Source organism: Mesorhizobium sp. B2-4-15 (assembly GCF_006658505.1).
Classification (GTDB): domain Bacteria; phylum Pseudomonadota; class Alphaproteobacteria; order Rhizobiales; family Rhizobiaceae; genus Mesorhizobium.
In genome coordinates this window covers 95,390-108,680 of sequence record NZ_VFUZ01000011.1, presented here as the reverse complement: position 1 = coordinate 108,680, position 13,291 = coordinate 95,390, and the positions used below count along the sequence as shown (strand labels likewise).

Annotated in this window: 14 protein-coding genes; 7 read left to right on the top strand and 7 right to left on the bottom strand. The window is 63.0% G+C overall.

Annotation, left to right across the window (positions count from 1 at the left end; genetic code table 11):
* Positions 1–206 precede the first annotated feature (206 nt).
* From FJ930_RS15310 to FJ930_RS15290, 5 genes are all read right to left on the bottom strand, one after another.
* Positions 207–2,117, bottom strand: coding sequence for an ATP-binding protein (locus FJ930_RS15310; protein WP_141838729.1), 1,911 nt, complete (start codon positions 2,115–2,117; stop codon positions 207–209).
* A gap of 24 nt (positions 2,118–2,141) precedes the next feature.
* Positions 2,142–3,287 carry a hypothetical protein gene (locus FJ930_RS15305; protein WP_141838727.1) on the bottom strand — a complete coding sequence of 382 codons (1,146 nt, stop codon included), beginning with the start codon at positions 3,285–3,287 and terminating at the stop codon, positions 2,142–2,144.
* 40 nt (positions 3,288–3,327) lie between these two features.
* Positions 3,328–4,416 carry a hypothetical protein gene (locus FJ930_RS15300; protein WP_141838725.1) on the bottom strand — a complete coding sequence of 363 codons (1,089 nt, stop codon included), beginning with the start codon at positions 4,414–4,416 and terminating at the stop codon, positions 3,328–3,330.
* A 276-nt stretch (positions 4,417–4,692) separates the two neighbouring features.
* Positions 4,693–5,082 carry a cytochrome c family protein gene (locus FJ930_RS15295; RefSeq protein ID WP_141838723.1) on the bottom strand — a complete coding sequence of 130 codons (390 nt, stop codon included), beginning with the start codon at positions 5,080–5,082 and terminating at the stop codon, positions 4,693–4,695.
* Between the two features lie 98 nt (positions 5,083–5,180).
* A complete protein-coding gene (locus FJ930_RS15290) occupies positions 5,181–5,792 on the bottom strand; it encodes a thymidine kinase (protein ID WP_140745530.1) in 612 nt (203 codons plus the stop codon).
* A gap of 261 nt (positions 5,793–6,053) precedes the next feature.
* Between FJ930_RS15290 and FJ930_RS15285 the strand changes: the two genes are divergently transcribed.
* The 3 genes from FJ930_RS15285 to choV all read left to right on the top strand — a co-directional run bounded on the left by FJ930_RS15285 (position 6,054) and on the right by choV (position 9,157).
* Positions 6,054–6,989 carry a choline ABC transporter substrate-binding protein gene (locus FJ930_RS15285; protein WP_140745528.1) on the top strand — a complete coding sequence of 312 codons (936 nt, stop codon included), beginning with the start codon at positions 6,054–6,056 and terminating at the stop codon, positions 6,987–6,989.
* Between the two features lie 135 nt (positions 6,990–7,124).
* Positions 7,125–7,979 carry a choline ABC transporter permease subunit gene (gene choW, locus FJ930_RS15280; protein ID WP_140745526.1) on the top strand — a complete coding sequence of 285 codons (855 nt, stop codon included), beginning with the start codon at positions 7,125–7,127 and terminating at the stop codon, positions 7,977–7,979.
* A complete protein-coding gene (gene choV, locus FJ930_RS15275) occupies positions 7,976–9,157 on the top strand; it encodes a choline ABC transporter ATP-binding protein (protein ID WP_141838721.1) in 1,182 nt (393 codons plus the stop codon). The genes choW and choV overlap by 4 nt, the downstream gene beginning before the upstream one ends.
* A 66-nt stretch (positions 9,158–9,223) precedes the next feature.
* On the opposite strand, the gene FJ930_RS15270 is transcribed toward choV, so the two are convergent.
* Positions 9,224–10,633, bottom strand: coding sequence for an ATP-binding protein (locus FJ930_RS15270; protein WP_141838719.1), 1,410 nt, complete (start codon positions 10,631–10,633; stop codon positions 9,224–9,226).
* A complete protein-coding gene (locus FJ930_RS15265) occupies positions 10,630–11,346 on the bottom strand; it encodes a response regulator transcription factor (protein WP_140610750.1) in 717 nt (238 codons plus the stop codon). Before FJ930_RS15265 ends, FJ930_RS15270 begins: the two co-directional genes overlap by 4 nt.
* 280 nt (positions 11,347–11,626) lie before the next feature.
* Here FJ930_RS15265 and FJ930_RS15260 point away from each other — a divergent pair, with 280 nt between their 5' ends.
* The 4 genes from FJ930_RS15260 (at position 11,627) to clpS (ending at position 13,160) form a co-directional block, all read left to right on the top strand.
* Positions 11,627–11,926 carry a hypothetical protein gene (locus FJ930_RS15260; RefSeq protein WP_140610749.1) on the top strand — a complete coding sequence of 100 codons (300 nt, stop codon included), beginning with the start codon at positions 11,627–11,629 and terminating at the stop codon, positions 11,924–11,926.
* A gap of 38 nt (positions 11,927–11,964) precedes the next feature.
* Complete coding sequence (locus tag FJ930_RS15255; protein WP_140610748.1) at positions 11,965–12,237, top strand: hypothetical protein; 273 nt, start codon at positions 11,965–11,967, stop codon at positions 12,235–12,237.
* Between the two features lie 162 nt (positions 12,238–12,399).
* Complete coding sequence (locus tag FJ930_RS15250; protein ID WP_140745519.1) at positions 12,400–12,714, top strand: hypothetical protein; 315 nt, start codon at positions 12,400–12,402, stop codon at positions 12,712–12,714.
* 140 nt (positions 12,715–12,854) lie between these two features.
* Positions 12,855–13,160 carry an ATP-dependent Clp protease adapter ClpS gene (gene clpS / locus FJ930_RS15245; RefSeq protein WP_010911143.1) on the top strand — a complete coding sequence of 102 codons (306 nt, stop codon included), beginning with the start codon at positions 12,855–12,857 and terminating at the stop codon, positions 13,158–13,160.
* The last annotated feature ends 131 nt before the right edge of the window (positions 13,161–13,291 follow it).

Here is a 13,291-nt window from a genome sequence, read left to right as displayed (position 1 = left end):
CGTTCACGGGGAGAGGGTGCCCGAAGGGCGGATGAGGGGCGTGACCTTTCCTTCTCCCCTTGTGGGAGAAGGTGGATCGGCGCGCAGCGCCGAGACGGATGAGGGGTGTTGGCCGGAGCGCCGTTGATGCCAAGCTGGAACACCCCTCATCCGTCGCCTTCGACGACACCTTCTCCCACAAGGGGAGAAGGGAAGGCTGGCGCACCTCACGCATTCCAAAGCCCCTTCTTCTTCATCTCCTCCATCTCGCTTGCCGCGCGTTCGCGCAGGCGGGCGTCGCGCAGGAGTTTTTCCACCGCGGCGTCGTCGGACTTGTCGGAATAGCGGAACTCGCTGTCCGCGTAGCGGTTGATCTCCTGCATCACCATATCCATCGAGAACGGGCCGCGCAGGTCCTCGATCATCGCCTTCTTGTCGTCGTAGCTCTTGTGCATGAAGGCTTCCGGTTTCTCGAACCAGTCGTCGGGAAGCTCGATGTCCATGGCGCGCATCTTGATGGCGTCGGTGACATTCTTGATGGCGCGGCCGGTGAAGCGCGGCTCGGCGTCCTTGATCAGGTGCAGATAGGTGCCGATATCGGCCATGGTCCTGGGCGCGCCGTTCTCCTTCATGTAGCGTTCATAGACCCGCATCAGCCCGTCCTCCCGGGGCTTCTCGTGTTCCTCATAGGCTTCCGCGACGGCGCGCTGGATTTCCTGTGCTGCGTAGAGTTTGTGGTCGCCCAGCGGAATCTTGTGGTTCTTGCCGGCGAGAAGGACAAAGATGTCGATGTAATCGTCGCGCGTCTGCGGTCCGTCGACCAGCCAGCGGGCGCCGGCGCGCTGGCGCAGCGCGTCGTCGACATTTTCGGGATAGTTGGAGAACATGCCGAACGAGCAGTTGCCGCGCACGACCGTGGACGCTCCTCCGAAGGCGTCCATCAGGACGCCGGTGATTTCCTGCTGGCCGGCCGAGGCGCGGTCGTCGGAACGACGCGCCGCCACCTGGTCGATGTCGTCGATGGTGCCGAAGCCGATGATGCGCGGGTTCAAGACGTTGTTGATGAACTGGCGGCAGTTCTGGCCCGACTTGCCCTGATAGGATGAGATCTGGTCGACGCCGAAATTCTCGTAGGCGAAGGGGTAGCCTGCGACCTGGCAGTAGTCGTGGACGAGGCCGGCGATCATCTGGATCAGCGTCGTCTTGCCGGTGCCGGGCGCACCGTCGCCGATGAAGGTGAAGAGGAAGCCGCCGAGTTCGACGAAGGGGTTCAGTTCGCGCTCGAAGTCATAGGCCATCAGCATCTTGGCGAGCTTGACCGACTGGTATTTGGCGATGTGGTTGCCGACGACCTCTTCGGGCTTCTTGAAGGTCATCACCAGCGGCTTGGAGCGCTTGCCGGGCGCAACATCGAAACCGTCGAGGGTGAAATCGTCGACGTCGATGCGGATATGGGCGTTCTCGAGCGGGCCGATGCCGTCGAAGCGGCCTTTGCGCGCCAGCAGCCCGTCTATGGCGACGCGGGCGAAGGCACGGGCGCGAGTCATCAGGTCGGCATCGTCGGACGAACCTGCTATCGCCTTGTCGAGGCCGGCGATGATCGACTTCACCGCATCCTGGGGTGTATCGAAGAGAAAATCCGGCTCGGGAATGTCACTCGGCGCCTCGCCGTCGCTGTCGATCAGCTGGAACAGGTAGGAGGCCAGGCTGAAGGCCGCGATGTAAGCCGATGCCGACAGGAGCTTCTTGAAGGTGGCCGCATCGTCGCCCTCGAGCGGGGCGCGGGCGTTCCTGGCCTGCAGGCTTTCGAGATCGGAGCCTTCGGCGAAGACGTCCGATATTGCGAGCGCGATCGCCGCGCCGCGCCGGGCGCGAAACAACAGCGTATGCTGCGGGATGGTGAGCAACTGGTCGTCCGGGTGGACGGCGCCGACGGTCTTCGACAGTTCGACCTCGCGCGTGCGGCGCACCGAGCCGACCGATACCGTCGAGACGAAGCGGCGGTTGGTGCCGGCCAATGCCGTGCCGGATTCGCGCGAAGAATCCTCCAGCACGACGATGCGGGTGATGAAGCTTTGCGCGGTGGCGCGGTGCTTCTCGATCGCCGCTTCCGGAATGGTGGTCAGGCCGGTGTCCATGAAGGATGCTCCCTGGTGTGACGGTCAGACGTCCGAGATGACCTGTCCGTTGGACAGGATGTGGACCTTGTAGCCGCCAAAGATCTTCTGCGCTTCGCCGGCGGCGTAGAGCGCCTGGTAGGCCTCGTGCGGGATCAAGGCATGGTTCTCGTAGCTCGACACGCCCTGGCGCGCCGCTTCCAGATCGTCGGTGTCGATGAAGAATTCCTCGGACGCCGGCTCGCTCGACCAGAGACCCCTGCGGCCCGGCTTCTCACTCTTCGAATAGACTTCCTGGATCGTCCAGGTCAGCAGCCAGGCATTGTCGGGCTTGCGCACCTTGGCCAGCACTTGGGCGACGACGGAGTTGTTTTCGGTGATGCCGGCCGAATAGAAGGGACCGAGCACCACGCGGCGCAGCTGCTTGGGATGCAGGTCGGGGAAATCCTTGTCGAGGTTGACCGCGATGGTGGCCGGCGACAGCGTGTAGGCGGAGTTCTTCTCGGTGAAATCGTCGAAACGATGGGCAAGCTCGGGATTGAGCAGGCCGTCGACGGGCAGCGGTATGTCGACCTTGTCGTTGAGCTTGCCGTTCCTGTCGACGAGCTGGTGGATCATGTTCTCGGATGAGTCCTCCACCGTCACCATGTAGACCAATGGCAGGTTGGCGCTGCCGTCGAAACTCGCCCAGTGCACGAGATAATAGGGCCGCGCCGTCTTCGGATTGACCGAGACCTTGGCGGTCTGCGCCAGTGTGAACGGGCCGAAGGTTTGTTCGCTCTTGACGTCCTCGAGGTAGAGCCGTTCGGCCATCGACCGCTGCAGCGCCTCGGGGAATTCCTTGTGGCGCAGGATGAAGTCCGCCATCTCCTCGCGCAGTTCGCTGGCCAGTGGGATGTTGGCGAGCCGCGCGTCGGCCTGCAGGCGGTCGTTTTCCAGTTCGAGGAGGTTTTGGAATACGGGGTAGCCGCTTTCGGCCCGCGAAATGCGGAACGTGTCCATGAAGCCCAGCCGATTGCGCCAGCAGGAGAAGGACTTGTCGAGCCGGGCGATGTATTCGGCGACGATCCCGGCGACGATGCCGTGCCGGTAGAGCGGCGAGCGGTCGTCGCGCATAAACACTTCAAGTCCACTGAGCGCGGCCGTGATCGCCGAGAAATACCGCGCCGCCGCGTCGTTTTCGGAGATCATGCTACTGGCCCTGGGAACGTCGCACCTGTGCGTGCGGCAATTATGACTGCACGTAGTTGGCCGAATTGTGCTTCTTCAGCACCTCGTCGAAGCGGCGGGCAAAGGCGTCGTCGGCAAGCTTCTTGCGGCGCTGGATGTCGGCGGTGGCGACCATGTTCTTCTCGTGCATCTCCAAGAGGTCGCCGATGTGCTTCTGCGAGGCGGCGCCGATACCGGCCATGGTTTCCTCGGCCGTGTTGTCGACCTGGCTGCCCAGAGTGTTGATCTTGTGGGCGACATCCTGCTGGGCGGCGGTCTTCAGCGAATCCTCCAGCGCCTTGTAGAGCACGATGCGCTGCTCGGTATCGATGGTCAGCTTGTTGATCAGCGTCGACTGCGCGGCGATCTGGTTGTTGAGCGAATCGACGAAGGTCTGGAACATCGAGGTGTAGCGCTCCAGCGTCTGGCTTTCGGCCAGCAGTTCCTGCTCCTTGGCCTGCTTCTCATTGTATTCCGTGGCCATTTTCGAGCGTTCGCCTTCGAGCTGCGTCCGGTCAATCTGGCTGGTCGAGGCAGCGATCTTGTTCTCGATGTCGAGCAGCATCGGATTGAGCTCCTCGATGCGTTTCTGCACGGCTTCGAGGTTCGTCATGGTGGCCTTGCGGCGCTCGATCACCTGCGACAGGCTGGCCTCCGACGTCTTGTAGCGTTGGTCGAGGATTTCTTTCTGCGCCTTGAGGATGCCGACGATGGTGTCGGACTTGGCCAGCAATTCCTGCAGATTGCCGGCCAGCGACATGTTGCGGACGCGGTCGGTGCGCATGCGCTGCTTGCGCTGCGCCGAAAAGACGCCGACGAAGTTCTCCCAGCCGGTATAGTTCTTCATGCTCTCGAATTCGGCGCCGAAGACATTGGTCGCGTCCTCGAGCCCGATGATCAGGTCGGCGATGTTGCCTTCCATCACCTTCTGCTGTTTCAGCACGTCCTCTATACGGGCGTTCTCGATGTCGAAATTGGCGTCGCCGATCTTCTTGTCTGATGTGGCGAGCGTGTCGAGCACGGTGCCGGATTGTTCGATCCTGGCCCGCATGTCCTGGACGACCTGCTTGGTCTTGGCAATTTCGGCGTCGAAATCCTGCAATGTCGCCATAAGGGCCTCCCGCTTCGGCATCAGGTCGCTGGTTGCGAACAGCGGCGAATATAAGTGGGGCATCGGGGGATTGAAAGGCGCGACGACAAGGACGGAGCGAAAACAAAATATCCGGCCGCGCCCTTGAAAGCCAATGGAGCCGTGGTCATGGCGTGATCAACTGGCCAGCCAGTCATAGTTCAGCTGATTTTGAACTTTCATGCCGGCAAAGCAATCAGTCTCCGCCGAGGCGGATGCCCTCCGAATTCGACAAATAACTGACCAGTTGCAGCCGGCTCAGGGTTTTGGGTCGGCCTTCAGATAGGCAATGACGTTGGCGATGTCGTCGTCACTGCCGAGGCCACCAAAAGCCATCCTGTTGCCGGGCACCTTCAGCCTGGGCGCCTTGAGGTATTCGGCAAGGTTCGCCTCGTCCCAGACAAGGCCGGCGGCGCCGGCGCTTTTCATGGCCTCCGAATAGTGGCCGAGGAAGCTTTCGGCGGTTCCCGCCGTGCGGCCGACGACACCCATCAGATGCGGGCCGACCTTGTCGCGGTCGCTAGCCGCTTCATGGCAGGCAATGCACCGGTTGAAGACGTGCTTGCCCAGCATCGGGTCACCGCCAGCATGAGCGGCAAGCGAGGTGACAAGCAGAAGGGTGCTGGCTGACAAAACGGCTCGAAGCATGGCTGACCCCGGGGAGCTCTGGCTGATGGCCTTATAGGACGGAGGCCTTAACAAACGCTGCATCGGCAGATCGGGGGCGATGCGTGATCCGCGCCCGGTCAGGCCCTGGTGAAGCCGATAAAATCATCGGGCGCGGCGCGGCCCATTTCCTCTTCCCAGTGGCGGCGGCAGAGCGAGACATAGACGTCCTTGCCGATCGCCACCTGTTCGCCCTGGCGGGCAACCTTGCCGTCCGGGCCGAGGCGCACGACCATCGTCGCCTTGCGGCCGCAGCGGCAGATGGTGCGGACCTCGCGCAGGTCGTCGGCGATCGCCAGCAAGGCGCGCGACCCGGAAAACAGCTTGCCCTGGAAATCGGTGCGCAGGCCGTAGCACATGACCGGGATGTTCAGCCGGTCGGCGATGCGGGCGAGCTGCCAGACCTGCTCCTCCTCGAGAAACTGCGCCTCGTCGACGAAGACGCAATGCACGGCGCTGCGCCCGTTATGTTCGGCGACGCGGGCGAACAGATCGTCGCCGTCGCGGAACATCTCGGCCTCGGTCTCCAGCCCGATGCGCGACGAGATCAGGCCGCTGTCGCCCTTGCTATAGTGGCCGGCGACGAACAGCATCGTGGTCATGCCGCGCTCGCGATAATTGTACGATGCCTGCAAGAGCATGGTCGTCTTGCCGGCATTCATCGTCGCGTAGTGGAAATAGAGCTTGGCCATGCCGCTCTTTTAAGCCGACTTGTCGCGGGGCGGGGAGGGCCTGCCGCCGCATTCCCCTGAAAAAGCCGTCACGGCCGGCACCGACAGGGTGAGGCCGGGTCGGCAAAGCGTCGGCCGTGTCGCTGATTGGCCAGCCCGCGCCGTTGATCGTGATTGCCTTAATGCTTGAAACCGCACGAGAATGGTGTTTGGCTGACGAAACAAGGCGGGCAGAAAAACCGTAACTTCGCCTCGCCAAAGAATCGCAATGGGAGAAAGTACATGTCGCGTATGAATTCTTTCGTCGCCGGCCTCGGCCTGGCGGCTTTCCTGTCCACGAGTGCCGCCTTTGCCGGCGATCCGGCGAGTTGCAAGACGGTTCGTCTCTCCGATGTCGGCTGGACCGACATCCAGGCCACCACCGGCCTCGCCTCGGTGCTGCTTACCGCGCTCGGCTATGAGCCGAAGGTTATCCAGCTGTCGGTGCCGGTGACGATGGCGTCGCTCAAGAACAAGGACCTCGACGTCTTCCTCGGCAACTGGATGCCGTCGATGACCAATGACATCAAGGATTACACGGCCGACGGTTCGGTCGAGACCATCAGCACGAACCTGACCGGCGCCGGTTATGGCATCGTCGTACCGACCTATGTCGCGGATGCCGGCGTCAAGTCGCTGACCGACCTTGGCAAGTTCAAGGACAAGTTCGACGGCAAGATCTACGGCATCGAAGCCGGCAATGACGGCAACCGCATCATCCTCGACATGATCAAGAACCCGAAGGACAACCTCGCCGGGTTCGAGCTGGTCGAGTCCTCGGAGGCCGGCATGCTGACGCAGGCCGAGCAGTCGATGAAGAACAATGAGTGGATCGCCTTCCTCGGCTGGACGCCGCATCCGGTGATGGGCGCCATGAAGATCACCTATCTCGACGGCATGGGCGACAGCGGCTTCGGTGCGGCCACCGTCTACACCAATGTGCGCAAGGGCTACACAACCGAGTGCCCGAATGCCGGCAAGTTCATTGCCAACCTGAAGTTCAACCTCGACATGGAAGGCCAGATGATGGACGCCATCCTGAAGGGCGGCGACCCCCAGACGGTCGCGACCGACTGGCTGAAGAAGCATCCGGACGCGGTCAAGCCATGGATTGCCGGCGTCACCACCTTCGACGGCGGCGATGCGGCGGCGGCGGTCAAGACCGCGCTTGGAGGCTGAGCCGGCTTTGATTTCGGCATGACCGAAAGAAAAGGGCAGCCATCTGGAAAAGGCTGCCCTTTTTCTTATGCTGTGACAAGATGACGTTGCGACAGTACGGAGCCAAAGACAGAGCTCCGGCGGAAGAGGGGTGAGATGGATCCGATTTCCAAATTCATGGTCGATCACAAGATCCCGATCGGCGCCTGGGGAAAGTCCTTTTTCGGTTTCCTCACCGACAATTTCGACACCATCTTCAGAGCTTTCTCCAACGGGCTCAATTTCATCCTCGACGGGCTGGTCAACCTTTTGCTGATGGTCCCGCCGGTGCTGCTGGCGCTCGCCATCGCCGTCATCGCCTGGCTGCTGCAGCGCTCACGGCCGCTCGCCATTGCTGTCTTCCTCGGCCTGATCTTCATCATCAATCAGAACCTCTGGAAGCAGACGGTGCAGACGCTGGTGCTGGTCGTCGCCGCCGCCGCGATGGCGATGGCGATCGGCGTGCCGCTCGGCATCTGGGCGGCGCACAAGCCGAAGGTCTATCGCGTGATGCTGCCGGTGCTCGACCTGATGCAGACGCTGCCGACCTTCGTCTACCTGATCCCGGTGCTCACCCTGTTCGGCCTCGGCAACGCGCCCGGTCTCATCGTGACCATCATCTTCGTCATCCCAACCGCCGTCCGGCTTACTCATCTCGGCGTCGTTTCCGTGCCGAAGTCGATCATCGAGGCCGGCGAGGCGTTCGGCGCCACCAAGCGCCAGCTCTTGTGGAAGGTGGAATTGCCCTCGGCGCTGCCCACCATCATGGCGGGGCTGACCCAGTCGATCATGCTGTCGCTGTCGATGGTGGTGTTCGCCGCCCTGATCGGCGCCGGCGGGCTGGGCACCGAGATCAACCGCGCGCTCGGCTCACGCCGCATCGATCTCGGGCTTGAAGCAGGCTTGGCCATCGTTGTGCTCGCCATCGTGCTCGATCGAATGACCCGCATTGGCGTTGGAGGCAAGAAATGACTGTCGCCGTTGATTTCAGGAACGTCGACATCGTCTTCGGCGCCGACCAGGCGGGCTCGCTGGCGATGATCGACAAGGGCGCGACGCGCGCCGAGATCCTCGAGAAGACCGGCAATGTGCTGGGCTGTGCCGGCGCCAGCCTCACCGTGCATGAGGGCGAGATTTCCGTGCTCATGGGTCTGTCCGGTTCGGGCAAATCGACATTGCTGCGGGCGGTCAACCGCCTGAACGTCGTCTCGCGTGGCCAGGTGCTGGTCAAGGACGGCGACCGCACGGTCGACGTCGTGACCTGCGACGAGACGACCTTGCGGCGGCTGCGGCAGAAACAGGTGGCGATGGTGTTCCAGCAGTTCGGCCTGCTGCCCTGGCGCACGGTGGAGGAAAATGTCGGCCTCGGTCTCGAACTCGCCGGCGTGCCGGACGCCGAACGCAAGGAGCGTGTGCACAGGCAGCTCAAGCTGGTCAATCTCGACCAGTGGTCGAAGAAATACGCCCACGAGCTTTCGGGCGGCATGCAGCAGCGTGTCGGTCTGGCCCGCGCCTTTGCCACCGAGGCGCCGATCCTGTTGATGGACGAGCCGTTCTCGGCGCTCGACCCACTGATCCGCACCAAGCTGCAGGACGAATTGCTGCAGCTGCAGGCGGAATTGAAGAAGACGATCATCTTCGTCAGCCACGATCTCGAGGAAGCGCTGAAGATCGGCAGCCACATCACCATCATGGAGGGCGGCCGCATCGTCCAGACCGGCGCGCCGGAAGACATCGTGCTCAGGCCCGCCAACGACTATGTCCGGGACTTCATCGCCAATGTGAACCCGCTGTCGGTGCTGACCGCCTGGAACGTGATGCGCGACCGCCGCGACCTCGAACACGGCACGGATGGCTGGGTGTGGCTCGACCGGCGCAAGACGACGCGCTTCAAGATCGACGAGCACGGGTTGGTGGCGGCGGCCGAACGCGACGGCAAGCCGGCGGTGTGGGTGTCCTGCGCCGACGTCGAGGCACAGCCGGAGGAGGGCGCCCAGGTGTTCTGGGCCAATCCCGGCACATCGCTGAAGACCGTGATGCTGGCCATGCATCGCTCGCAGACAGCGCCGGTCGCGCTGTTCGACGACCAGTCGCGTTTTGTCGGCGCGATCGGCATCCGCGACGTGCTGAGCGCGGTGCTGCGGCGATAGAGCAATTCCAGGAAAAGTGTGAAACGGTTCTCCGTCCGGAATTGCGTCGCCAGAAGATAGTTTAATTCAGGTCGCCACCGGCAGGCGTAGCTCCGTCAGCAGTCCACCGTCCGGATGATTGGACAGGCGGATCTCGCCCCCGGCGGCACGCGCGATGTTGCGCGCGATGGTGAGGCCGAGACCAAGACCGCCGGTCTGGCGGTTGCGGGATTGTTCCAGCCGCACGAAGGAGCCGAACACGGCATCGATCTGGGCCTGCGGTATGCCAGGCCCTTCGTCGCGAATGGCGAGCGTGATCGTGCTCTCCGAGCGGTGGAGGCTCAGATGCGCCTTCTTGCCGTAGGTGACGGCGTTCTGCACCAGATTTGTGACGCAGCGCCTGAGCGCGACCGGCCGCGCCACGCAGATCAATCCGCGCGTACGGGTGCCGTCATTGTCGAACGAGACGTCCGGGTAGGCGTCGGCGATCGATTCCACCAGCGACCAGAAGTCGATGCGTTCGCTCTTTTCCTCGGTCACCTCGAAGGTGGCGAAGTCGATCACGGAACTGGCGATGCTCTCGACATCGGCGAGATCATGCGCCAGCGCCTCGCGAACCGCCGATTTGCGCAACAGTTCCAGGCGCAGCCGCATGCGCGTCATCGGCGTGCGCAGGTCATGCGCGAGTGCGGCGGCAAGATGTTCGCGGTCCTCGACATATTCGCGCAGCCTGGCCTGCATGGCGTTGATTGCCCTGGCGGCGGCTTGGACCTCGCGGCTGCCCGACTCGGCGATCGGCGGGCTCTTCAGGTCCTTGCCGATCCGGTTCACGGCGGTTTCCATCATCCGGTAGGGCGCCGTCAGCCGGCGCAGCGACCAGATCGACATGATCACCACCAGGCCGGCGATCAGCGAATAGAGCGGCAGGCTGTCGACGCTCAGGATCGGGCCGACGGGCGTGATGGGCTCGGTGAAGTTCAGCCACTGGCCGTCGGCGAAGCGCAGCGAGGCGGTCAGCTTGTCGCTCTGGGCAAAGTCGGCGGCCAGGACCAAAAGGTCGCGTTCCACCTGGCCGATATCGGGGCCGGACACCATGCCGCCGGCGTCATCTGCCTCTCGCGTCGCCGGATCGCGCCGCACGCGCGCGTCGGTGACGCCGAACTTCGACAGCCGGCCGACGAGGATGTCTTCCAGTTCCGCCAGTTCATCGTCGCCGGCGATCGAGGAGGTGACGGCGGGGGTGTCCGACACGGTGAGCGCATAGGTCGAGTTGAACAGGCCCGCGGCGGTCGCCTTGCGCTCCTCGGGCGTGGCGCTGCTCATCAACTGCACCAGCGAATAGGCGCGGTCGTTGAGGCGGTAGAGGTCAACCACGTCGTTCGCGGCGGCGCGGTCGTGCGCCACGATATAGAGCGTTGCCACCTGGCTGATCAAAAGGCCGGCAATGACGATCAGCAGCACCCAGACAGGCAAGGTCTGCGGCAGGAAACGTCTCATTCGGAGGTCGTCTCGGGCAGGAACTGGTAGCCGCCGCTGCGCACGGTGAGGATCAGTTTGGGCGTCTTGGGATCATCTTCCATCTTGCGCCGCAGCCGGCTGACCAGGATGTCGACGCTGCGGTCGAAGGAATAGTCGCTATCGCCGCCGGAGAGCTCGATGAGCTGATCGCGGGTCAGCACGCGCTGCGCGCTCCTGACGAAAGTCTGCAGCAGGTTGAACTCGGCCATGGTCAGCTCGACCCTGACATCGTCGGGCGCGGTCAGCCGGCGCCGCGAACAGTCCATCGTCCAGCCGGCGAAGCGGTAGATCTGCTTGGGGGTGGCGCGCTTCGGCTCGGCGGCGCCGTTGCGCCGCAGCACGGCGCGGATGCGCGCCAGCAGCTCGCGCGGGTCGAAGGGTTTGGGCACATAGTCGTCGGCGCCCATCTCCAGCCCGACCACCCGGTCGGTCGTCTCGGTGACGGCGGTCAGCATGATGATGGGCGTCGAATACTGGGCGCGCAGTTCGCGGCACAATTCCAGCCCGCTCTTGCCGGGCAACATGACGTCGAGCACGATGAGGTCCACCTGCGCACGGCGCAGGATGGTTTCCATTTCGGTGCCATCGGCGGCAACCGAAGTGTGCAAGCCCCGCTTCTGGAAGAACTCCTGCAGCAGGTCGCGGATGCCCTTGTCGTCGTCGACGATCAGTATGTGTGCGTCGGATTTCACAGGTGCCCCGTCTCGGTTGCCGGCAAAGCGATTCTTGGTCGATGAGCCACACGATAGAATTCGGGCCATATGTTGGCCAGTGCCTTGCATTTCAAGGTGGAAGGAATTCGGCTTTCCAGCATAGAGGGCATTTGGCGGCTTCCCGCCAGCGAGCCAGAAACAATCCAGAAACAAAATTCTACAATCCGGAAAAACTCCTGAAAAGGTAGGGCGGCATAACGGTGCCGTGGCGGTCAGGTCATTGGCTGCGACGATAGTCTCCGGGTTCGCGGATAAACCGATGCCAAGGTTGTCGATCAGTCTGTTGGGTGCGTTGCTGGGTCTTGGCCTGGTGACCACCGCTGTTGGACAATCCGATGCAAAGGCGCCGCTCACCCGGACTGAACGGTGCGCCAATCTCAGCCACCAATTTGATGAAGCACTCGAAACCCATGCCACGGCAACGCAGGTCACCGCGGCAAAGGCACTTCAGAGAAAGGGCAACCGGTACTGCGCCGCCAAGAAACAGGCGCAGGGCATCCGGATGCTCGCCAACGCTTTGAAGCTGCTTGGAGTGACACCGAACGACCCAGTTCAGTGACGCTCAAACTCGACCCGCAAGAAAAAGGAAACGAAGCCATGAAAAAGTCCCTCCTGTCCGCCCTCGGCCTCGCCGTTGCTCTCGCCTTCTCGATGCCGGCTCTCGGCAACGCCGCCGCCACCACGACCACGACCACTGCTCCGGCTGCCACCACGACCACCACTGCGCCTGCCGCCACCGCTCCGGCCGCGAAGGCTGCTCCGATGAAGAAGGCCGCGAAGGCCTGCAAGGTGACCAAGAAGCATAAGTGCCCGGTCAAGAAATCCGCCAAGAAGGCCGCTCCGAAGAAGGCTGCTCCGAAGAAGGCCTAATCCGCCCCAGGACACCTCTCCATCAAGGCCGCCCCAGCCGCAAACCGGCTGGGGCGGCCTTCTGCCATGCGCTTGATCGGAAACTGAACACCGGTGGCTTCCGGTCACGCGCTTCGACCTGCCTTAACCCGTTTGCAACGCCGGCCCTGTAGGACAGCCCGCATGAAGAAGCGGCTTTCGTCCATTTTGCGCTCGATAGTGTTCGGCGGCCTGGTTGCCACCGGCATTGCCAGGGTGCTGATCCTGCTCACCGCCAGCCCGGTGCCGGATCCGGCGAGCGGGCGCACCGAGCCTTCGCTGTTTGCGCCAGCCATTTCCAGCAAGTGGGACTACATCACGCCGGCACAGACCTGGCTGCTGATCCTGCTCACCAGCGTAACGCTGATCTGCGTTGTCGCGTGGCCGATCGCGGCATGGATGGAACACCGGGCGGATGCCGACGCAAATCGCCGCGTCTTCGGCCGTCAGGGCCGTTGAACCGCGACCGACAATTTCCCACATGATGGTGAATGACCGGGCCGGCCCGCCGACGGTCTGCATGCCAATCCAAAATGGACGATCGCTGCCGCGCGTGGCAAAATGCGAGGCGAAGCCCGATCGGGAAACTGCCGGTTCCGATGCCAGAAATCACCACAAAACCGCGAACCAAGGTCAAGCCGCAGACCGAGCGGCCGAAGCTCTACAAGGTCATCCTTATCAATGACGATTTCACCCCGCGCGAATTCGTGGTGACGGTGCTGAAGGGCGAGTTCAAGCTCAGCGAAGACCAGGCGCACCGGATCATGATCACCGCGCACCGGCGCGGCGTCTGCGTCGTCGCGGTCTTCACCAAGGATGTCGCCGAAACCAAGGCGACGCGAGCCACCGACGCCGGCAAGGCCAAGGGCTATCCGCTGCTGTTCACGACTGAGCCGGAGGAGTAGAGCCGCCGGTTCGCCGCAGGCGAATTCATCGTGCCAGTGACACGATGAAAAGCGAGCGAACGCTGGGGAGTTGCCGGAGGCAACGGGACCCCCGGCAGACGCCGCATGCCGTAGAGGGCCGGGAGCAAAAC